The 19,806-nt window shown below is 65.9% G+C and carries 16 protein-coding genes and 1 pseudogene; 8 read left to right on the top strand and 9 right to left on the bottom strand.

Annotated features, from left to right (window positions below; translation table 11 throughout):
* Positions 1–12: 12 nt before the first annotated feature.
* Together J6500_RS07310 and J6500_RS32075 are read right to left on the bottom strand one after the other, a co-directional pair.
* Positions 13–801, bottom strand: a pseudogene (locus J6500_RS07310) (tetratricopeptide repeat protein); the annotation flags it as partial.
* A 149-nt stretch (positions 802–950) separates the two neighbouring features.
* On the bottom strand, positions 951–1,196 hold the full coding sequence (locus J6500_RS32075) for a PilZ domain-containing protein (protein WP_211985557.1): 246 nt from the start codon (positions 1,194–1,196) through the stop codon (positions 951–953).
* A gap of 253 nt (positions 1,197–1,449) precedes the next feature.
* Between J6500_RS32075 and J6500_RS07300 the strand changes: the two genes are divergently transcribed.
* The 3 genes from J6500_RS07300 (at position 1,450) to J6500_RS07290 (ending at position 4,187) form a co-directional block, all read left to right on the top strand.
* On the top strand, positions 1,450–3,138 hold the full coding sequence (locus J6500_RS07300; RefSeq protein ID WP_225712005.1) for a Na/Pi cotransporter family protein: 1,689 nt from the start codon (positions 1,450–1,452) through the stop codon (positions 3,136–3,138).
* A 100-nt stretch (positions 3,139–3,238) separates the two neighbouring features.
* Positions 3,239–3,784, top strand: coding sequence for a DUF3990 domain-containing protein (locus J6500_RS07295; RefSeq protein ID WP_225712004.1), 546 nt, complete (start codon positions 3,239–3,241; stop codon positions 3,782–3,784).
* Positions 3,785–3,830: 46 nt separating this feature from the next.
* Entirely contained in the window at positions 3,831–4,187 is a 357-nt protein-coding gene (locus J6500_RS07290) for a hypothetical protein (RefSeq protein WP_225712003.1), read from the top strand.
* Positions 4,188–4,336: 149 nt separating this feature from the next.
* On the opposite strand, the gene J6500_RS07285 is transcribed toward J6500_RS07290, so the two are convergent.
* The 7 genes from J6500_RS07285 to J6500_RS07255 all read right to left on the bottom strand — a co-directional run bounded on the left by J6500_RS07285 (position 4,337) and on the right by J6500_RS07255 (position 17,149).
* Entirely contained in the window at positions 4,337–5,767 is a 1,431-nt protein-coding gene (locus tag J6500_RS07285) for a hypothetical protein (protein WP_225712002.1), read from the bottom strand.
* A 108-nt stretch (positions 5,768–5,875) separates the two neighbouring features.
* On the bottom strand, positions 5,876–6,214 hold the full coding sequence (locus tag J6500_RS07280; RefSeq protein WP_225712001.1) for a lipid-A-disaccharide synthase N-terminal domain-containing protein: 339 nt from the start codon (positions 6,212–6,214) through the stop codon (positions 5,876–5,878).
* Positions 6,214–7,005, bottom strand: coding sequence for a glycosyltransferase family 2 protein (locus J6500_RS07275; protein ID WP_225712000.1), 792 nt, complete (start codon positions 7,003–7,005; stop codon positions 6,214–6,216). The genes J6500_RS07280 and J6500_RS07275 overlap by 1 nt, the downstream gene beginning before the upstream one ends.
* Before the next feature lie 57 nt (positions 7,006–7,062).
* Positions 7,063–7,908, bottom strand: coding sequence for a phosphatase PAP2 family protein (locus tag J6500_RS07270; RefSeq protein WP_225711999.1), 846 nt, complete (start codon positions 7,906–7,908; stop codon positions 7,063–7,065).
* Position 7,909: 1 nt separating this feature from the next.
* Positions 7,910–9,574: an ArnT family glycosyltransferase gene (locus tag J6500_RS07265; RefSeq protein ID WP_225711998.1), complete on the bottom strand. Its 1,665-nt coding sequence runs from the start codon at positions 9,572–9,574 to the stop codon at positions 7,910–7,912.
* 142 nt (positions 9,575–9,716) lie between these two features.
* The gene (pbpC, locus tag J6500_RS07260; RefSeq protein ID WP_512699707.1) at positions 9,717–11,828 is read right to left on the bottom strand and encodes a penicillin-binding protein 1C; all 2,112 of its coding nucleotides are present in this window, start codon (positions 11,826–11,828) and stop codon (positions 9,717–9,719) included.
* Positions 11,829–11,935: 107 nt separating this feature from the next.
* Positions 11,936–17,149, bottom strand: a complete 5,214-nt coding sequence (locus tag J6500_RS07255) for an alpha-2-macroglobulin family protein (RefSeq protein ID WP_225711996.1) — start codon at positions 17,147–17,149, stop codon at positions 11,936–11,938.
* Positions 17,150–17,640: 491 nt separating this feature from the next.
* Between J6500_RS07255 and J6500_RS07250 the strand changes: the two genes are divergently transcribed.
* From J6500_RS07250 to J6500_RS07230, 5 genes are all read left to right on the top strand, one after another.
* On the top strand, positions 17,641–18,096 hold the full coding sequence (locus tag J6500_RS07250) for an Hsp20 family protein (RefSeq protein ID WP_225711995.1): 456 nt from the start codon (positions 17,641–17,643) through the stop codon (positions 18,094–18,096).
* Between the two features lie 78 nt (positions 18,097–18,174).
* Positions 18,175–18,495: a hypothetical protein gene (locus J6500_RS07245; RefSeq protein ID WP_225711994.1), complete on the top strand. Its 321-nt coding sequence runs from the start codon at positions 18,175–18,177 to the stop codon at positions 18,493–18,495.
* Positions 18,496–18,504: 9 nt separating this feature from the next.
* Positions 18,505–18,816 carry a hypothetical protein gene (locus J6500_RS07240; protein WP_225711993.1) on the top strand — a complete coding sequence of 104 codons (312 nt, stop codon included), beginning with the start codon at positions 18,505–18,507 and terminating at the stop codon, positions 18,814–18,816.
* Positions 18,813–18,992 carry a hypothetical protein gene (locus tag J6500_RS07235; RefSeq protein ID WP_225711992.1) on the top strand — a complete coding sequence of 60 codons (180 nt, stop codon included), beginning with the start codon at positions 18,813–18,815 and terminating at the stop codon, positions 18,990–18,992. The genes J6500_RS07240 and J6500_RS07235 overlap by 4 nt, the downstream gene beginning before the upstream one ends.
* A gap of 52 nt (positions 18,993–19,044) precedes the next feature.
* On the top strand, positions 19,045–19,272 hold the full coding sequence (locus J6500_RS07230) for a hypothetical protein (RefSeq protein WP_225711991.1): 228 nt from the start codon (positions 19,045–19,047) through the stop codon (positions 19,270–19,272).
* The last annotated feature ends 534 nt before the right edge of the window (positions 19,273–19,806 follow it).

The raw sequence follows: 19,806 nt of genomic DNA, 5'->3' as shown, positions 1-19,806 counted from the left end.
GATCCTGTCCGCGTCCGCGCGGTTCGCTTCCTTGCTGCGCGCCAGCAGCCGCTTCAGCGCGGCGACATTGGTCGCGCCCTGGTCCGGCGACAGGTCCGCCTTCACGATGGTCTCCGCCTCGGACTGGCGGCCCTGCAGGCCCACCACCAGAGCCAGATTGTTGCGCACGCGCGCATCGCCGGGCGCACGCTTCTGGGCGCGGCGCAGCGTCTCCTCGGCCATCGGCAGGTCCTTGGCGAGCAGATAGGACAGGCCGAGATTGGAGAGCACCGACGCTTCGTCCGGCACGATCTTCAACGCGCTCGAGTAGTACTGGCGGGCCTCGTCATGGCGGTCCATCTGGTCGAGCACGGCGCCTTGCGCCGACAGGATGCGCCAGTCCGGATCCTCCGGCGTATGGGCGCGGCCGAGCACGTCGAAGGCTTGTTGGAAATTGCCGTTGTCGGCGAGTGCCCGTCCATAACCCGCGAGCAGCGCCTTGTTGCCGGGCTGGCCCAGCACTGCCTGCTCCAGCACGGCGACCGCCTGCGCGCGCTGGCCGGTGGCGCGCAGCGCCTTGGCGTATTTCAGCGCGGCGTCGGCATCCTTCGGGTTGGCGCGGACGCGCTCGTGATAGCTCTCGATGTCGCGCCTTGGATCGGCCGACGCCTGGCCGGTTTCCGCGGGCTCGCCCAATGACCCCGTGATGTCGGATGGACCCGAGGTCTGGCAGGCGGACAGCCCGATCAGCACGATCGCGGCGGATACCGTGCCTGCAAGACGGCTGACGCGGCCAGGCGTTCGGGATGATTTCTGAAGCATCAACGGGACTCGGAACAGCGAAGGTTCCGGGATGCTCACAGTTTAACCCTAAGGGCGGGTTAAGGCCGACAGCATGCCGCCGTCATACCAACGGCTGACGGCCCGCCGGGCCTGCGGCGGCGCGGCCGAGCCGGTCCCGTGTGTCGCGATCAGTCGACGAACTGGGCGCCGAATTCGTGCCCGATCCGCCACGCCAGACGGCACTGACGGGGGCTGCCGCTCGAGAAGATGATGGTGAATTCCGGAGGAATCTCCAGATATTCAGCGATCACCTTGACCCCGCCGGACGAGATATCGGTGATCATGCAATCCCTCGGAAGCGAGCCGGTCCCGATCTGGATCTTGGCAACGCTCCGGCACACACGACGTTCGCTCTTGCGGCGATTCACAAACATCCTGATCCCCAAGCCCTCGCTAGACAAATTCGCGTCCAACCGTGATAGCGGGGAAAGATTGGAAACTGCCTAGCGGAACCCCGCACAATTGAGCGGTTGTCTTGCAGGTTCGTTTACCGCACGCGCCCTCCACAGCCCGGTTCCACGAGAACAAAAAGGGGTTGATCGGCGGGCGATTGGCAATAAGTTCGCCCCCTTCGACTCGAATTCGGCCGGCTTTCGACGCGCATTTGCCGGGGAAGATGAAGGAAGCATGGGAAGCATCGTTCTGCTCGATCTGATGGGGGGCGTCGCCCTCCTGCTGTGGGGCCTGCACATGGTCCACAGTGGGATTCTGCGCGCCTTCGGGCCCGACCTGCGGCTCTTCCTGGCCAAGGCGCTGCACAACCGCTTCTCCGCGTTCGCCGCCGGCCTCGGCCTGACCGCCCTGCTCCAGAGCTCGACCGCGACCGCCTTGATCACCAGCTCGTTCGCCGCCGAAGGGCTGGTCAGCCTGGCGCCGGCGCTCGCCATCATGCTCGGCGCCAATGTCGGCACCACCCTGATCGTGCAGGTGCTGTCGTTCAATGTCGCGGCGGTGGCCCCCGTGCTGTTCATCGTCGGGCTGGTCGCGTTCCGCAGCGGACCGCGCTCCCGGATCAAGGATCTCGGCCGCGTCTCGATCGGGCTCGGCCTGATGCTGTTGGCGCTGCACATCCTGCTCGACACGCTGGCGCCGGCCGAGAGCGCGCCCGGGGTGCGCGTCTTCATGGCCGCGATCACCGGCGATCCCGTGCTGTGCATCCTGATCGGTGCCGTCGTCACCTGGCTGGTGCATTCCAGCGTCGCCAGCGTCCTGCTGGTGATGTCGCTGGCCTATTCGCAGTTCATCTCGCCCTATGCGGCGTTCGCGCTGGTGCTCGGCGCCAATCTCGGCAGCGCCATCAATCCGCTGCTGGAAGGCGCCCGGCGCGACAATCCGGCGAGCTACCGCCTGCCGATCGGCAATCTCGTCAACCGCCTGATTGGCATCGCGCTGGTGGCGCCGTTCCTGCGTCCGATCACCGAGCATGTCGAGGCGTGGCAACCTGACCTCGCCAAGGCGACCGCCCTGTTCCACATCGCGTTCAACGTCGCCACCGCGGCGCTCTTCATCGGCGTGCTCGACACCATGGCGCGGTTGCTCGAGCGCCTGCTGCCGAAGCGGGCGCAGGAGACCGATCCGTCGCGGCCGCGCTATATCGACGAGAGCGCGCTGGAGACGCCGTCGCTCGCACTGGCCGACGCCGCGCGAGAGGTGCTGTACATGGGCGACCATGTCGAGGCCATGCTGCGCAAGGTGATGGCGGCAATGACGACCAACGACCGCGCGCTGGTCGACCAGGTGTCCAAGATGGACAACACCGTCGATAGCCTGAACGAGGCGATCAAGCTCTACGTGACCAAGCTGACCCGCGGCAGCCTCGACGAGCGCGAGGGCCAGCGCGCGATGGAGATCGTCGCCTTCGCGATCAATCTCGAGCATGTCGGCGACATCATCGACAAGAATCTGAGCGAGCTGGCGACCAAGAAGATCAAGCACCGCATGCATTTCTCGGCCGAAGGCGCCGAGGAATTGTCAGCGTTCCACAGGCGGACCATCGACTCGCTGCGGCTTGCGTTCGGCGTGTTCATGTCGGGCGACGCCAGCGAGGCGCGCAAGCTGCTGACCGAGAAAGCCGCACTGCGCGCCGCCGAACTCGCCGCCGTCGACCGCCATCTCGAGCGGCTGCGCGAAGGCCGTCCCGAGACCATCGAGACCACCTCGCTGCATCTCGACGTGCTGCGCGACCTCCGCCGCATCCATTCGCATATCTGCTCGGTGGCCTATCCCGTGCTGGATGCCGCCGGCGAGCTCGCGGCCATTCGGGAAGCTGCCGCCGCAGCCGCGGAGCTTCCGGCCCCGGCGGCCGGGGGTTCGTAAGGCGGGCGACGAGGGTTCGGTCCGCGATCACCCTGTGGTTGATGGCTAGACACGTTACACGCCATGCGGTATGAACGGGCGACATCGCGGGGGCTCGCACATGCCGGTTTGGGGCAACAAGGATATCGTCCTGTACCACGGAACCGATGATATCTCCGTCGGCGCACAAGGCCAGCGCCCGGGCTACGGTTTATCGTTGACGATCAACCTCGCCCATTGCCGTCCCTTCACGGATTTCGGACAGGGCTTCTACTGCACAACGTCCCTTCACCAGGCACAGCAATGGGCAAATGCTCGCATCGTTCGTACGTTGGCTCCGACCGGGACGGCGCGGTGTGCGATTGTGCTGGAGTTCGGGCTCAGCCGGGACTGGCTGGCGTCACTCGAGACGCTGGCTTTCGTGCGGCCGATCAACGATTTCTGGGATCTCGTGAACGATTGCCGTAACGGGTTCACCCCGCATCAGCGAATGGCTCCGCATAATGTGTGCTATGATGTGGTTTACGGACCCGTGACGATCTGGCCGCAGCGGCTGGTGATCCAGGATTGCGATCAAATCAGCTTTCACACGCAGCGCGCGGTGCGCGGCCTGAAAGCTCCAGTTATTCATTCGACCGGCTCGCCCGCCAATGGCGGCATGTTCTGATCACGGACACTTGCCCGGGCATGGTCTGGAACTGCATGGAGGTCTCATGATCGCGGAGATTAAGTCACCTGAAGGCAACTATGAAATCGTGCGCCGAGGCGAGCCTCTGAACGAGCAGTTCAAGAACGAATATTGGCGCCGCGTGAAAGACATTATGACGGATGTGTTCCGTTCAGATTCTTCCGTCGCGGATGACCTTCGCAAGAACGTCGACGGTGCATCGCCCGACACTCAAACGGCATTTTATCATGCCGATCCGTTCGAGGTCGCGGCCGACCTCGCGGGGCGTCCGGGCGAGTCAATCACGCCGGATGAGAAGCGGCGTTACGTCAATATGAAGAAGCTTGCAGAGCCACCCAAGGGCGAAGACCTGGACGCAGGCCGTCCGGAAGACAAGCCATAGAGAGGATCCGCTGAAAGACTTTCCCTTGCCTTACCCACACCCGCGCCGCTAAAGCGCGATGAGATTTGGTTGAATCGTCATCGCGCTTCAGCCCTTTGTTTGGGCATGATCTTTTCGGAAAACCGCTTCACACTTTTCCGGATCATGCTTTAGAGCGGCTTCGTCGCCATCGATTTGATGGCATCGATCATCGCCGGGCTTTGCTGCCAGGTCAGGATGGCCGCTCCCAGATGCGACGCATCCGGCGCATACGGCAGATCGGGTGGAAGCACATCGAGCTCGGTAAAGGTCTGTAGCGCACCACCTGCCTTTACCAGCACGATCCGAGGCGGCCCGTCGGAAATGCTCATGAAGTATTTGAGGTTTGGCCAACGCGGGAAAATGCCGCCGGCGACAATCGCGATCTCAGGGTCGCGATTGGCCTTCTGATCGCCGAAGTGAATCGCGAGGGAAACGTTATCGTCGATCGTGTCGGTCAGGTTGTCCAGCACTTTGACACTGCCGGCGACGAACAAGCTTTCGATGTTGTCCTTGCGCCCGGCGCGCCGTGCGTCGGTGCGCCGGGAACTGAGCACCATCAGGTCCGGCAGGATCGATGCGGCCGCCATTCGGAGATCCGTTGTACGATAGGCGATCAGCCGCAAATATGCCGCCGGATCCGGTCTGGCGAGCGTCGACGTGATGTCCCAGGGTTTCCAGAATGCAGGAAGGGACGGTGCTGTCGCTTGCTCGTAGATGAGACCGGACAACTCAGCGGCAAGCCGGTTGAACAGCCAGAGTTCCGGATCGCCGAATGCGGGAGCCGTCGGCGCGGCATCGACGATCGCCTCCCTCAGATTGCGAAACGCGACGCGGAATAGTCCCATCAACCGCAACTGCCGTTCCCGGGCTGCCACCTTCTGGTCCGCGTTGCCACCGTGCGCGGCCAGCCAGGAGTCCATTTCCGACAGCAGCCGGAGGAAGATCGCCTCGAGCGCGCTTTCCGCAGCCACGGCGCGCTTGACGAGGTCGCGCCGCGTTTCGTCGAAGGCCTTTTGCTGGTCCGCGGACGGGGTTTGCGTGGCGGCGACGCGCGCGTTCAGAATCTCGCGCTCACGGCTGACGGCCTTGAATTCAGCGACGACCTTGTTGAATTCCTGGACCAGCGCCTGGTCGAATTCCGCGCGCTTCTTGCGCATGTCCCAGCCCGCGGACAATCGCAGCCCGATCATCCACGCCAGCAGCGTACCGGCGACAGCCGCCGCAAGGCCAATGATCGCGCCCGGCAACGCCTCGACCATCAACTGGCCGAACGATTTCGCCGGTGACGGCGCTATGTTGACGGTGACGACGGGCGGCACAGCGGTGGCACTCGGCATCGGGACGGCTGTCGGTGTCGGCACAGGCGTAGGCGTCGCCGCAATTGGCGCGGGTGCCGTGGGGCCGGCTTGCGGTGATGGCGATGGCTGCTGCGCGAGGGCCACGGACACGGTCATGAAACACAGTGCCGGCACCCAGGCGGTCAGTCGGCATAACTGCCGAACAGGCAGCGTGGCGATGCGCGGCGCTGCCAAATATCGATGTCCGAAATGGTTTGTCATGCCGCTCGCCCCAGCCGATGCGACGAACGACTATAATCGACCCAACCTCAGGTTGTCCATCCGCATGCCAGGCTTTGCCTGCGAAAATCGTTTTCGCCGTGTGCTCACTCAGCGATCGAGCGTCTTCGAGGCGCTGCCGCGGTTCTTCAGGATCAGCATGATGTTGCGGACGTAGATCAAGGTGGCGAGCCCTTGCCCGACGATGATCACCGGCTCGCGCTTGGCAAGGCCGTAGATCAGCGTCATCAGGCCGCCGCCCATCGAGAAGAACCAGAACGCCATCGGCACCACGCTCTGCCCGGCGCGTTCGCTCGAGATCCACTGCACCAGAAAGCGCGCAGTGAAGAACAATTGCGCGATGAGGCCGAACGCCAGCCAAAAATCGAACTTGGCGACGAACACGTCGTAGAGATAGGCGCTCAGCGCCTGCCCGTATTGAATCAGCATCACTTCACCTTGGTCGCATCAGGCACTTCAGTGACCTTTGTCACCTCGGTGACAACCGGCGTCGGCTTCTTGCGGCGGATCAGCCACCACACGCCGGCGAGATCCATGATCCCGATCCACAGCCGGTCGAAGAATCCGTAGTTCGACACGCCGGCATGACGCGGTCGGTCGATGACGTCGACATAGGCGATGTCGAACCCCTCGCGGCGGACCAGCGCCGGCAGGAAGCGGTGCAGTCCGTCGAAATAGGGCATCGACAGGAACACCTCGCGCGGAAACGCCTTCAATCCGCAGCCGGTGTCGCGGGTGCCGTCGCGCAGGATCATGCCGCGCACCGCGTTGGCGATCCGCGACTGCATCTTCTTGAAGCCGGTATCCTTGCGCCCGACCCGCTGGCCGGCGGCGAGGCCGACGCGGCCGCCTCCGCTTTCGACCGCGGAGATCAGGCTCGGCAGGAATGCCGGATCGTTCTGGCCGTCGCCGTCGAGCGTCGCCACGATCGCGCCGCGCGCGGCGCGCACGCCGCTGCGTACCGCCGCCGATTGGCCCGTCGACACGGCGTGCCGGAGCTGCCGGAGATTGGGCTGCCGCGCCATGATCGCGGCGAGCCGGTCGCCGGTGGCGTCGGTCGAGCCGTCGTTGACGTAGATGATCTCGTAGGCCCAGCGGCCGTCGAGCGCGACCGCGATCTCGGCGATCAGCGGCGCGATATTGTCCGCCTCGTTGCGCACGGGCACGACGATGGAAACGGCGACCGGCGTCGGGTCGGAAGCAGACAAATCGGCACTCATGGTTGGTTAAGGGGGCGCGGCGGGAACCTGCCCGATCCGGCCGCCGGGCGACCGCTTTTATGGGGCGAAGGCGGTCCTCGCAACCCTTTTGAGGTGCCCTTCCGGCGGCCCGGACAGCGCCACCACGGTGCCATCCTGCCGGATGGCAAAACCGAGGCGGCGGGCGGCAAACCAGTAGCGCACGGCCACGGCGCCGATCACGCCGACCAGCGCGCCGGCCACCACGTCGCTCGGATGATGCGCCAGCAGCACCAGCCGCGTCGCCGCGATGATCAGCGCATAGATGAGCATCGCGATCCGCATCCGCGGCCATACCGCCGAGACGGCGAATGCCAGCGCAAACGCGGTGATCGCGTGCCCCGACGGCAGGCTCGAATAGGCCTCGCTGCCGCTGAAGTGCTGGAAGTTGAAGGCATTGGGCTTGCCGCCGACGAACGGTCGGCCGCGGCCGATGATCCACTTCAACACTTCACCCGCGGCCACCGACAGCGCGACCGACAGGAACAGATATTGCAGCCGCGTGCCGAGGCCGAGCAGCGCCATGCGTGAGGTGCCGCGCAGCGCCGGAGCCGCGAGGGAGACGGCGATCAAGAGAACGCCAAGCACGGACAGCACGTACTCGTCCTTGCCGAAATTGGTCAGCTTCTTCACCCACCACAGGCTCGGCGTGTCGCGCGGCGGCATCAGGCTGATCTCGGCGACGTCGAGCGCGTACATCAGCATGATGATGACGGTCCCGAGGATGACGAACAGCAGCAGCACGTGGCGCGCCGAGCGCCGCGCCGCCTCGGCCCGGCGCGAATGCGACGGCGCGCGCACCAGCTGGGCAAGCGACAGCCAGACCAGCGTCAGCAATCGCCCGACATAATTGGCGGAGTCCGGGACTGCTGGCGGCGCCGGCATCTCACTCCGTCCCTTCGGAACGGAAGATCGCGATCGAGACCGCCTTGCCCTGCGAGATGTTGTAGCCTTCGACCCGCACCGGCGCGTTGTAGCGCAGCCCGATCGCCTCGGCGCGTTGCACGAAGGCGCGCTCCGAGCGCTGCTCGATCAGCGCAAAGCGGCAGCTGCCGTGGGCGAGGAAATCGGCGGCGCCGGAGCCGTCGGTGAGCAAGGTCGAGGTGTCGGTCATGAACACGAGGCTCGGCTCGTGGAAGCCGGCGGCGGCCGCCTTTGGGCCGACGCAGGTCACGTTGCGCAGCGCGCGCGCCACCTCCTGGCTCGGGAACACCGTGGTGAGCCGCGGCAGCACCACGCCATAGGTGGCGGCTGCCAGCAGCGCGGCGGCGATCACGGCATTGAGCAGCGAGCGCTCGGCGCGGCTGTCCTCGAACAGCCACCAGGCGACCAGGCCGAACACCATCGCGAAGGCGAACAGCGGCCAGGCCGGAAACACCGGCTGATGGATCGCCTTGATGGCGCCGACGATCACCAGCACCGAGGCGATCGCCGGCAGCGCGAACCACCAGGCGGCGCCGCGCACCAGCCACGAATTGCGCGACAGCACGCGCCGCTCCAGCGCGCCGATGGTCAGGATCGCGATCGCCGGATAGAGCGGCAGCACGTAATGCGGCAGCTTGGTCAGCACCGCCTCGAACACGATCCAGGACGGGATCAGCCAGGCCAGCAGGAATTGGGCGCCCGGCTCGCGCCGCGCCCGCCAGATCGCCGGCGCCGCCATGCCGGCCAGCGGCGCCCCCGGCCAAAACGTGACCCAGAACAGCAAGAGATACATGCCGGGCGGCGCGCCGTGGGATTCCTGGGCGCCGAGCTTGCTCAGCATGTCGCCGCCGACGGAATCGGCAAAGAAGGTCTCGCCGGCGCGCAGGAAGATCAGCACGAACCACGGCAGCACCAGCACCAGCGTCCACATCAGACCCCAGACCGGACGCATGCGCCAGAACCAGGCCGCCGACTTGTCGAAGAACGCGAGCACGGCCATCGCAAGGCCGACGAACATCAGGATCAGGGGACCCTTGAGCAGGATGCCGACCGCGAGCGCGGTCCAGAACACCGCGGGCGGCAGCCAGGGCGGATGCGCCGGCTCCTCGCCGCGCTGCCAGGACAGATAAACCCGCGCCATCGCGCCCATCGCCGCGGTGACGGATAGCAGCAGCATGGCGTCGGTCTTGGCCAGCCGCGCCTCGACCCCGAGCAGCACGCAACTCGCCATCATCAGCGCGGCGAGCACCGCGCCCTGTCGCGTCACGAAGGCCAGCGCCGTCCAGTAAGTCAGCAACACCGCGCCGATGGCACCGAGCAGCGACGGCAGCCGGTAGACCCAGATGCGGACCTGGGCGCGCTGGACTCCGAGCGCCGAAACGGTCTTCAGCGCCGCCGCCTGCATCCAGTAGATGCCGACCGGCTTCTTGTAGCGAACGTCGTCCTGAAAGCGGATGTCGACGAAATCGCCGCTTTCGACCATCTGCTTGGTGGCCTGCGCGAAGCGCACCTCGTCGCGGTCGATCGGCGGGATGGTGAAGACGCCCGGCAGGAACAAGACCAGACAGGCCAGTGTCAGGAACAGGATCGAGCGCCACTGGCTGGCCGTTGCGAACTCGAACGCCATGAACAGCCTGCGGCTGGAATGCGCAGGTCTTACAGACTGTTGCCCCGCTCCGAAGCGCCGGGGTTGGAGGCCATCCACCATGGGTTTCGCATACGATGAAACCGCAGCGCAAACAATGGTGCTGTTCCGCTTTCCCGCGCCATCATTGCACGCGGATCACAACTGTGTCCGCGGCGCCAGTTGCATCGATCACGGTCACGCGCGCAAAGCCCGGTCCGGGGGGATCGATCAGGCGCTGGCGGCGGCTGTCGATGTCCCCGGCTGAGACACCGTTGACCAATACCGTGAGCGGCAGCACGCCGCCGGCGACCTTGACCGGCATCGCCGCATAGCGGCCGCCTTCGGAACGATCGACGTCGATGCGCGAGCCGTTGAGCGGGAACTGGATGTGCGGCGCCTGGTCGCTGCCGCTGCGAACCAGCTCGCCGAGCGGTCGGAAGCGGCGCAGCGGTGGCGGCAGCTTGGCGTTGCTGGCGACCAGCACGCCTTTCGGCGGCTTCGGCAGCGCAGCCGGAATTTTCCCGGTGCGTGCGAAGGCATCGAACAGGATCGGCGCCGCCGAGACGCGGCCGACCAGCCCCGGCACCGGCGCACCGTCGGGACGGCCGACCCAGACGCCGATGGTGATGCGGCCGTCGAAGCCGACCGACCAGGCGTCGCGATAGCCGTAGCTGGTGCCGGTCTTGAACGCGATCCGGTTGTGCACGCCGTTCTCCGGCGGCGGCGTGCCGAGCAGGACGTTGCCGACCTGCCAGGCTGCGGCCTGGTCCATCAGCCGCATCGTCTCGCGCTCATCGCTGTCGCGCACGATCTCACGCAGCGGCCTGGTGGCGCCGAGCCGCGGCAATCCGACATAGAGCTGGGTAAGGTCCTGCAAGGTCACGCCGACGCCGCCGAGGCCCATCGCAAGGCCCGGTGTCTCGTCCTTGGGCAGCACCAGGCTGGTGCCGGCCTGCTTCAAGCGCGACGACAGCCGACTCGCCCCGACGCGATCCAGCAGCGCGATCGCCGGCACGTTCAATGACAATTGCAGCGCCTTGCGCACCGGTACCGTGCCCTGGAACGTCATGTCGAAATTTTCCGGCGCGTAGGAGCCGAAGCGGATCGGGCGATCCTCGATCAGACTGTCCGGATGAACGAAACCGTCCTCGAAGGCGAGGCCATAGATGAACGGCTTCAAGGTCGAGCCCGGCGAGCGCACCGCGCGGGTCATGTCGACCTGCCCGGCCCGCCGGTCGTCGAAATAATCCGCCGAGCCGACCCGCGCCAGCACGTCGCCGCTCTGATTGTCGATCGCGATAATCGCGACCGAGACGTCCGGCCCTTGCGCGATCGCGCGGTCATGCGCCAGCGCCTCGAGGTTCCTCTGCAGCGTGGCGTCCAGCGTCAGCTTGATGACCGGCGTATCCTTCATCGTCGCGACCGCCTGGTCGGCGGAATGCGGCGCCAGGATCGGGATCTGTTTGCGCATCTTCGGCACGGCCGTCGCCTTGGCCTGTGTGGCGTCCTCCTGCGAGACCACGCCGTCCTCGACCATGCGGTCGAGCACGCGGTCGCGCGCGATGTGGGCGGCTTCCGGATAGCGGTCGAGCCGCCGTCGCTCCGGCGATTGCGGCAGCGCCACCAGAAGCGCGGCTTCCGCGAGCGACAGCCGCTTCGGCTCCTTGCCGAAATAGGCGATCGAGGCGGCGCGCACGCCTTCGAGATTGCCGCCGAACGGCGCCAGCGCGAGATAAAGATCGAGGATCTGCTCCTTCGAGAGCTGCTGCTCCAACTCCACGGCGCGCACCATCTGGCGCAGCTTGGCATAGACCGAGCGCTGCTGCCGCGGCTCCATCAGCCGCGCGAGCTGCATGGTAATGGTCGAGCCGCCCGAGACGATATGGCCGCTTGTGCCGAGCTGAAACGCGGCGCGCGCCAGCGCCAGCGGATCGACGCCGTGATGCTCGTAGAAGCGCTTGTCCTCATAGGCGAACAGCAGTTTTAGATAGGTCGGATCGACTGATGCCTTCGCGTCGGCCGGCAGTCGCCAGCGTCCATCGGCCATCGCGTAGGCGCGCAGCAATTTGCCGTTGCGGTCGATCACGGTGGTCGAGACCTGCTTCGCCTTGTCGAGCGGCAGCGGCCCGAGCGAGACGACCCACGCGCCGAGGGCACCGGCCGTGATGATCAGAACGACAGCGATACAAGCAATGGCGTGGAGGGCGATCCGCTTTTTCCATCCGTCATGGCCGGGCTTGACCCGGCCATCCACGTCTTCCTTCGCCGCAGCCGCAGACGTGGATCCCCGGGTCATCTGCGCGAAGACGCGCTTCGCGCTTTTGCCCGGGGATGACGGCTGTTGCTGGTTCTCGATCCCGCTCATTTCGCCGGCTTGACTTCGACCGCACCGGTGCCGCTGCGGCCATAGCGCGAGGGATTGTACATGTCCTCGACATAGGCCTGCGGCAGCACGTATTTGCCGGGCGACACCGCGCGCACGACATAGGCGACCGTGAACACCGACTTGTCGTTGGCGGCACGGTCGATCGCCGCGGTGAAGCGATCATCGCGGAACTCGGTGTTCTTGGCCTCGACGCCGTCCTCGATCCAGCTCAGCGTGCCGGAATCGCCCGACGACACCAGATGCGGATTGTCGATCTCGAGCCCGGCGGGCAGATAGTCGGCGACCATGATGTGACCGAATTCCGGCCGGGCCTCGGTGACCTTCAGCACCACCGCGAAGCGGTCGTTCTGCTTGGCCTTGGTGACGTCGGCCGGCTTGCCGTCGAGCGTGAAATAGCTGCGCTCGATCTTGAAGCCGTTGGACGCCGCGGGCTCCGGCGTCACCGGCGAGCCCGACACCGAGACCACCGCCTGCACCGGCGCATCGCCGGTGTTGGTGATCTTCAGCGGCTGCCCCACCATCTCGTCGGCCTTGTAGCTGCGATAGACCGCTGACTTCACCGGCTGGCCGTTGATGTCGAGCGTCATCGTCTCCTTGGCGAGCGCGCGCGCCGCCAGCACCATCCACGCATTCTCCTGCGTCGAGGTGTAGTTCGACAGCCCGCGCGCGGCCTCGACGCGCTGGACGGCCTGGGTCAGCGTCGCGCGCGGCGCGTTGCCCTCGCCGGCCAGCGAGACCAGCGCCGCCGCATCGCGCAGCGCCGAGCCGTAGTCGACCCGGCCGAACTCGAGCACCGGCTTCGGGTTCAGCGCGTCGAGCGCCGCGCTGTAGACCCGCTCGGCCCTGCCCTTGTCGCCGACCAGCGCCAGCGCGGCGGCGAGCTGCGCCTTGGAGATCGGCGTCGCCAGATTGTTCAGCTTGGTGTCGGCGAGATAGCGCAGATCGCCGATCGGCGCCGCGCCGTTGCGCGCCAGCACGTAGAGGCCGTAGGCCAGGTCGCGGCCACCGTCCTTCTCCGGCTCGTTGGCGTTGACCACCGAATTCCTGATCCGGTCGAGCGCGTTCTTGAACAGCACGTCCGGCACGGCAAAGCCCTTTTCGCGGGCCCTCGTCAGGAAGTCCGTGACGTAGGCGTCGAGCCAGGCGTCATCGCCGCCCGCCGACCACAGGCCGAACGAACCGTTCGAGCCTTGGCGCGCCAAGAGCCGCTCGATCGCGTCGCGGATGCGCTGATCGACCGCGGTGTCCATGGCCAGATGCGCGCCAGCGGCGAGATCGTTGACATAGAGCAGCGGCAGCGCGCGGCTCGTGATCTGCTCGGAGCAGCCATAGGGATAGCGGTCGAGCGCTTTCAGGATGCTGGCGGCATCGAGCGCGGTCGACAGCGACGCCGAGATCGAGACGCTGCCGGTGCCGGGCACGAGGTCGGAGAACATGTCAGCGGTCAGCGTCAGGCTCTCGCCCTTCGCCAGCGTGCGGATCGAGCGCCGCGCCAGCACTTGCGTCGCCGGCTTGACGTCGAGCGCATAGTGCCGCGCCAAGGTCAGCCCGTTCGGCCCTGCGATGTCGACGTCGAATTCGGCACGGCCGGCGCCGCCTGCCTCGAGGCCGAGCGAGAGCGACGCGCGCTGCTTGGCGGCGAGCTTCACCTTGGTGGTCGGATTGCCGGAAATCTTGATCGGACCGCCGGCCTTGACGCTGATGGCATAATCGCCGGCAGCGCCTTCGACGTTGTCGATGTCCATGCTCATGGTGGCCTTGTCGCCGGTCAGCACGAAGCGCGGCAAGGTCGCGGTCAGCACGACGGGATCGCGCACGGTCACGTCAGTGGTGGCGCGGCCGAGTTTTGTCGCGCTCCACGCCACCGCCATCACCCGCGCGGTGCCGGCGAATTCCGGGATGTCGAAGCTGACCTCGGCGGTGCCGTCGGGACCGACGGTGACGATGCCGGAATACAGCGCCAGCGGCTTTTGCGTCGGCGGCGACCCCTGCAGCTCAGCGCCGGCTGCATCACCGCCGCTCCTGATCTGGCCGCGGCTGCCCTGCATGCCGTCGATCAGCTGGCCATAAAGGTCGCGGATCTCGGCGGTGAGGCGGCGCTGGCCGAGATAATAATCGTCGGGCGCCGGCGGCTTGTAGTTGGTGAGGTTGAGGATGCCGACGTCGACGGCGGCGAGCACCACCTTGGCGTCCTCGCCGGGATTGAGCCCGCCGAGCTTGACCGGAATCTTCAGCGTCGTGCCCGGCCGCACCAGCGCGGGCGGCGACAGTGTGACCGCGAGCGTGCGGCTCTTCCTGTCGATGCCGAACCATTTCAGGCCGATCGCGCGGCCCGGCATGCGGCCGGCGGCGACATCGAGCGGACGCCGCAGCGTGGTCAGCACATAGGCGCCGGTGCCCCAGTCCTTGCCGACCGGAATCTTCACCTGCTGGGTACCTTCCTTGACGTCGACGCTCTGCGTCGTCAGCAGGCGGTCGCCAAGCACGTAGACTGTTAGCTTGCCCGCGGTGCGCGCATTCACCGACACCGTCATGGTGTCGCCCGAGGCATATTCCGCCCGGTCGATCGACGTCTCCAGAAGGTCGGGCGTGTCGGCGCTGCCGTCGGAATACCAGCCGACGTCGAACTGCACCGAAGTCAGCGGACCGTCGGCATCGGTCGACTTGACGTCGAGCCGGTAACGGCCCGGCTCCGGCTGGAACGTCAGCCGCCGCGGCTTGTCGGCCGCGAGGTTGACATCGCCGTCGGCGACGCGGCGGGTCGACTTGACCGGCTCGTAATTCCAGGACGAGTCCTGCCGGTACCATTGATAGCGCGACTCCAGCTTCAACAGCTCGTAGCGCAGCCCGTCGCGCGGCAATTGCTTGCCGTCGGGCGACACGAACACCACGTCGAACTCGGCCTTGTCACCCTTGGCCACGCTCTTGTCGCCGAACACAGGCTTGACGCCGATCAGCGAGGCCGTGGGCGCCACCGGCAGCACGATCTTGCGCTCGACCGAGCGGCCGCCGGTCTCCGCCATACGGATGAATATCTGGGCTTCCTGCGGCCGGGTCGAGGTCGGCGCCTTCTCGAGCTTGACCGGGAAGGTCGCCGCGCCGTTGGCGTCGGCTTCCGGCAGGTCGCCGATCGGGGTGCGCTCGTTGCTCGCGGTCTCCTCATCGGCGACGCCGAACTGGTAGCCGGGATAGCCGGGCCGGCCGGCGGACGCCGGCGCGACCAGCATGTCGCCCTCGAGCTGCAAACCGGAAGCCGGCGCGCCGTAGAGGAAATGGCCGCTGACCTGAAGTTCCACTGGAGCTTCAGCTTTGATCATCTTGTCCTTGGCCGTGAGGTCGAATTCGATCCGCTCGGGGATGTAATCCTCGACCATGAAGGTGGTCTCGCCGACCGAATTCCCCCTGGGATCGGTGAAGACACGGGCGCGCCAGGTGCCCGACGGCACCGCCGAGTTCAGCGCCACCGCCAGCGTGCGGCCGCCGGCGCCCTGATCCGGCAGCACGGCGCGGCGGAATTCGACGCCGTCGGGCCGCTCGATCACCATGGTCAGCGGCGTGCCGTTCAGCGCATTGCCCTGCCCGTCGCGCAGCAGCGCGGTCAGGTAGACGGTTTCGCTGGAGCGGTAAACACCACGCTCGGCATAGACGAACGCGTCCGCGCCGGCGGGAATCGCGCGGCCGGAGACGCCGCGGTCGGTGAGGTCGAAGGCATTGGCCTTCAGGCTGAGAAACGCATAGTCCGCCTTCTCGCCCATCACGGTGAGCATCGCCGGCGACAGCCCGCCCTCGCCGCGCGCCAGCCCTTGCTCGAACAGCACATGCCCGGCCGCATCGGTCTTGCGGGCGGCCAGGATCTCGTTGTTGCGGGCGACCAGCTTGACCTCGGCATTGGCGACCGGCTCTGTCGACGCCAGCGAGTTGACGAAGACATGGATCCCGTCATTGCCGGAGAATGCCGACAGGCCCATGTCCGAGACGATGAACCATTGTGTTGCCAGCGAGCTGTCGTCGTCGGAGCCCGGCCCCTTCGCCGAGGCGGTCATCACATAGACGCCCGGCTGCAGATCGCCGAGTGCCTGGTCGACCGGGAATGCCGTCACGACATCCTGGTTCAGCGTGGTCGCGGTGGAGAGCTCGCCGGACCAGACCTTGACGCCGCGCTGATCGCCAAGATCGGACAGCTGGTAGCGGCTCAGCGCGCTCTGGAAATCAGAGTCGATCACCGTGTTGATCAGGTTGCGGTCGCCGATCCGGAACACGTCGATCTTCGCCGCCGGCGTGTTGACGCTGACCAGCGGGATGCCGCGCTGCCCGGTCCGCGGCAGCACATAGGCGCGGCCGGTGAAGCGCACGAACGGCTTGCGGTCGCGGACATAGATGTTGAATTCGGCCGATTTCGGCAGCGTCTCCTTCACGGTCGACGGCAGGCCGGCGCGCAGATTGATGTTGTAGCGCTCGCCGTGCTTCAGCCCGTCGACACAGAGCTGCTTGCCCTCGGTCGACAGCGCCGGCTTGTCGGTGCCGGCCAGCGCCAGGAACGGCGCGAAGTCGACGCGCTTTGCCAATTCCTCCGAGAACTGGAAGCAGGCCCGCGGCGAGGCCGAATCGGAATCGACGGTATAATCGAGCAGCCGAAAACCGTGCTCGTCGCGCATCTTCTCATATTGGCCTCTGACATCGGCGACCTCGCGCATGTCGAGCGACAGCCGCAGCGCATCCAGCGCCGGCCGCCACAGCTTGCGTTCCGACATCGCCTTGCCGAGCATCGCCAGCGCGTCCGCCTCCTCGCCCTGATTGCCGGCGCGTTGATAGGCGATGTAGGCCGCGGTCGAGGCGCGCTCCATCAGGAAGGTCTGTTCGCTGGAGCTGGCTGAGCGGATCTGGAAAACGGCCTTCGCGAGCTTCAGCCAGTTGGCGCCGTCGTCCGGCGTCGCCGCCGCGATCTGGCCGAGAAGCTGCAAGCCGGTGCGGTTATCACCGCGCCTGAACGCGGCATCGGCGTCGCTGCGCAGGGTCGCCGCGGGCTTGTTGACGGCGCCCGCCTCGCTCTTGATCTGCGCCTCCAGCTTGATCGCGGAATCGGCGAGGTCGTCGCGCTTGAACGCCTTGTCCGCCGCCTGCGCGACATCAAGGCCAATACCGAGCGCCAGCGCGGCGCAAACTGCGGCGGCACGAACCAGACCGATCATGACGGAGCTCCTGAGGACCACGGACGAACGTCGCGGGGCGGATAAGAGGGCGCGAAAAGGTGACGGCGTGAAGGCGTCGAGATGAACGGACGAAAACGTCACAGATTCCATTGCCGGCAATCCTTCGACCAGGCTTCCGGCGGCACCCATCGTGCCGGCGCGGCAAGCCGGCGGGCGACCGGAAGCGGCCCCCTGCTCGCCTTTGTCGTTCGACCGCAAATATCGGTTCGGAGGGTTTGCCAGGGAATCGAATTTATTCGCCGGCCATCGGTCCTTCCGGGGTGTGCGGGAAGACCTGTGGTCGATACGTCCAGCCAACGACCCCTCAAAAATTTTTCACCGCACTTCTTGACTCCGAACGGCTGTTTTCTAATTTTTTTGCTGGCTAGCCCGCGAGGGCGGCTTCTGGGCGCCAATCGGGCCCAGGCGAGACGGGCACCGGTCGTGTCCGGTGCCGTTCATACCCATCTTGCTCCAAGGAGGATTTGGCTATGCGCACATACGACTTCACTCCCCTCTTCCGGTCGACCATCGGCTTCGACCGCCTTTTCGACCTCGCTGAAACCGCCCAGCGCGCCACCGAGGACAACTATCCGCCTTACAACATCGAACGACTGTCCGAGGACCGCTACCAGATCGCGCTGGCCGTCGCGGGCTTTTCGCCGGACGAGATCTCGGTCACCGCTGAGCAGAACGTCCTGACGATCGAAGGCAACAAGGTCGAAAAGGCTGATCGCGACTACCTGTACCAGGGCATTTCCACCCGCCGATTCCGGCGGCAGTTCAGCCTGGCTGACCACGTCCTCGTCAAGAACGCCTCATTCGACAACGGCTTGCTGAAGATCGAGCTGGCGCGCGAAATTCCCGAAGCGATGAAACCGCGCCGGATCGCGATCAACACAGTGCAGCCGAGCCGGCCTCAACAGCTCGAGGCTGCTGCAGCCTGACCGATCTGAAGCCGCGCTCCAGAATTGCGGGACGCGGCTTCACCTGTCCGACATTTCGTCTTCAGAACGGAGGCAACCATGCGGCCGACGACCGCGAATGCTGACATCGTTTCACTTCAATCATTGCGCCACAAGGACTGGCTGTTCAGCCATCCCCGCGATGTCCTGGCGAACACATCGCTGACCACGGACGAAAAGCGCGCGCTTCTGGCTTCCTGGGCGTCCGATGCTGCCGCCGTCCCGGGCAATCCCGCTCTCCGGGCGCCGAGGGATTTAAGATCGCCTGTGAAGATCGATGCGATCCTCGATGCGCTATGTCGCCTCGACCGCGATCCTCATAATCCCCCCGGCGGCAAGCCATTCCGTCTGCGCTCCACAGTGCGTCCGCTCGCGGCCTAGGAGCGTGCCATGAGTGACATCAAACTCCCAAAGCAGATCGTGGACAGGATCGAAGCCCGCTGGTCCGCCAGGCATGCGGCAAAGCGCGGCGCGATCGTCGACCGCCGGCTTGAACAACTCCGCGCGCATCGCAACAATATCCAGCGGTATCGACGACTGCTCCGCACGCAACTGACCGAGCTTGAGCGCAGCTTCATCGAACGGCGCCTCACCGAGGAACTCTCGGCGATGAAGACCGTCGCGGAAGATATGCCGCCTCTCATCACCCAGGAGCAGCTACTTCCGCGTGGTGTCGCCCGAGCGCAGGAGGCCCGCCTATGACAGCGGCGCAATTCCTGATACGCGCAAGCGAGAAGATCCTGGGCCACTACCAGTTCCTGCTCGACACGGCAAAGTCGGAACACGAGCGGGAGACGTATGCGAAGAGAATTGAGCAGGAGCGTCGTATTCTGGACCGGCTGCTCGCAGAGTCTGATCAGCCGGCCCGCGCCGCCTGACGTCGTTTCTGGGAAGCTCCTTCGGCCGCAACCAAAATGCCGAGGCTGCGCCATGAAGACGCCGATATCCGTGAGGGACTTGGAGTCGATCGCCCTGCGCGAGATTCGCTGCTTCCCCGGCGGGGAATACGTCTGCTATCTGGAGGTCGATCTGCTGGACGCGGACTGGCGACTTCGCGCGACAGTCCGCGACGGTGCGGATCTCGATCGTATTCAATATGCCGTTCGGGTGACCACCAGCAAGCTGAAGCATCGGTATCAGCTGCGAACCGATTGGTGAGCAGATGCGAGACCGCTCGGATGTCGCGGGCGGCTCGAGACACATGCGCAACTTCTGAATAATGGAAATCCCCCCTCCCCCGACGGGGCGTGAAGCTTTGTACCACCCATCGCTGTCATCGCCCGGCCTGCGCACAATTGCGCACATGGACCGGGCGATCGAGTACGCGGCGCCCCCTCGATTCAATCACTGCCGTCTCTGCAATACTGGATCGCCCGGTCCCGTCTGCGCCAAGGCTTCGACGAGGCTTGCGATCTCGGGCACGCCGGAGCTTTAGCGGAGGCGGCAAGCCGGGCGACGACACCGAGCAAGTTGAGCGGACCAACCCGTCATCGTGAGTTGCCCGACATGTCAAGTCGCCCGTCGAGTTGCCATATCGAAAGCCGGCAGCCGCCGGCTCCTTAGCATGGGGTTGTTTTTCACATTTTGATAGCGATGCCCCGGCGACCGCCGATCCTCGCCTGGACGCCCAGCCCGGTGCGACAAAATCGCCCGCTCTGGAGCTGACGACAGCGGCGGCTGAACCATTTTGCG

The organism is Bradyrhizobium semiaridum, from assembly GCF_020329505.1.
Classification (GTDB): domain Bacteria; phylum Pseudomonadota; class Alphaproteobacteria; order Rhizobiales; family Xanthobacteraceae; genus Bradyrhizobium; species Bradyrhizobium semiaridum.
Note: the sequence above shows the minus strand (reverse complement) of the source record. Positions and strands in the feature narration are given on the sequence as shown.

Bases quoted from the DNA above. Each gene is read 5' to 3' on its own strand.
- J6500_RS32075 (WP_211985557.1), bottom strand. From the start codon at position 1,196: ATGTTTGTGAATCGCCGCAAGAGCGAACGTCGTGTGTGCCGGAGCGTT.
- J6500_RS07300 (WP_225712005.1), top strand. From the start codon at position 1,450: ATGGGAAGCATCGTTCTGCTCGATCTGATGGGGGGCGTCGCCCTCCTG.
- J6500_RS07295 (WP_225712004.1), top strand. From the start codon at position 3,239: ATGCCGGTTTGGGGCAACAAGGATATCGTCCTGTACCACGGAACCGAT.
- J6500_RS07290 (WP_225712003.1), top strand. From the start codon at position 3,831: ATGATCGCGGAGATTAAGTCACCTGAAGGCAACTATGAAATCGTGCGC.
- J6500_RS07285 (WP_225712002.1), bottom strand. From the start codon at position 5,767: ATGACAAACCATTTCGGACATCGATATTTGGCAGCGCCGCGCATCGCC.
- J6500_RS07280 (WP_225712001.1), bottom strand. From the start codon at position 6,214: ATGCTGATTCAATACGGGCAGGCGCTGAGCGCCTATCTCTACGACGTG.
- J6500_RS07275 (WP_225712000.1), bottom strand. From the start codon at position 7,005: ATGAGTGCCGATTTGTCTGCTTCCGACCCGACGCCGGTCGCCGTTTCC.
- J6500_RS07270 (WP_225711999.1), bottom strand. From the start codon at position 7,908: ATGCCGGCGCCGCCAGCAGTCCCGGACTCCGCCAATTATGTCGGGCGA.
- J6500_RS07265 (WP_225711998.1), bottom strand. From the start codon at position 9,574: ATGGCGTTCGAGTTCGCAACGGCCAGCCAGTGGCGCTCGATCCTGTTC.
- J6500_RS07255 (WP_225711996.1), bottom strand. From the start codon at position 17,149: ATGATCGGTCTGGTTCGTGCCGCCGCAGTTTGCGCCGCGCTGGCGCTC.
- J6500_RS07250 (WP_225711995.1), top strand. From the start codon at position 17,641: ATGCGCACATACGACTTCACTCCCCTCTTCCGGTCGACCATCGGCTTC.
- J6500_RS07245 (WP_225711994.1), top strand. From the start codon at position 18,175: ATGCGGCCGACGACCGCGAATGCTGACATCGTTTCACTTCAATCATTG.
- J6500_RS07240 (WP_225711993.1), top strand. From the start codon at position 18,505: ATGAGTGACATCAAACTCCCAAAGCAGATCGTGGACAGGATCGAAGCC.
- J6500_RS07235 (WP_225711992.1), top strand. From the start codon at position 18,813: ATGACAGCGGCGCAATTCCTGATACGCGCAAGCGAGAAGATCCTGGGC.
- J6500_RS07230 (WP_225711991.1), top strand. From the start codon at position 19,045: ATGAAGACGCCGATATCCGTGAGGGACTTGGAGTCGATCGCCCTGCGC.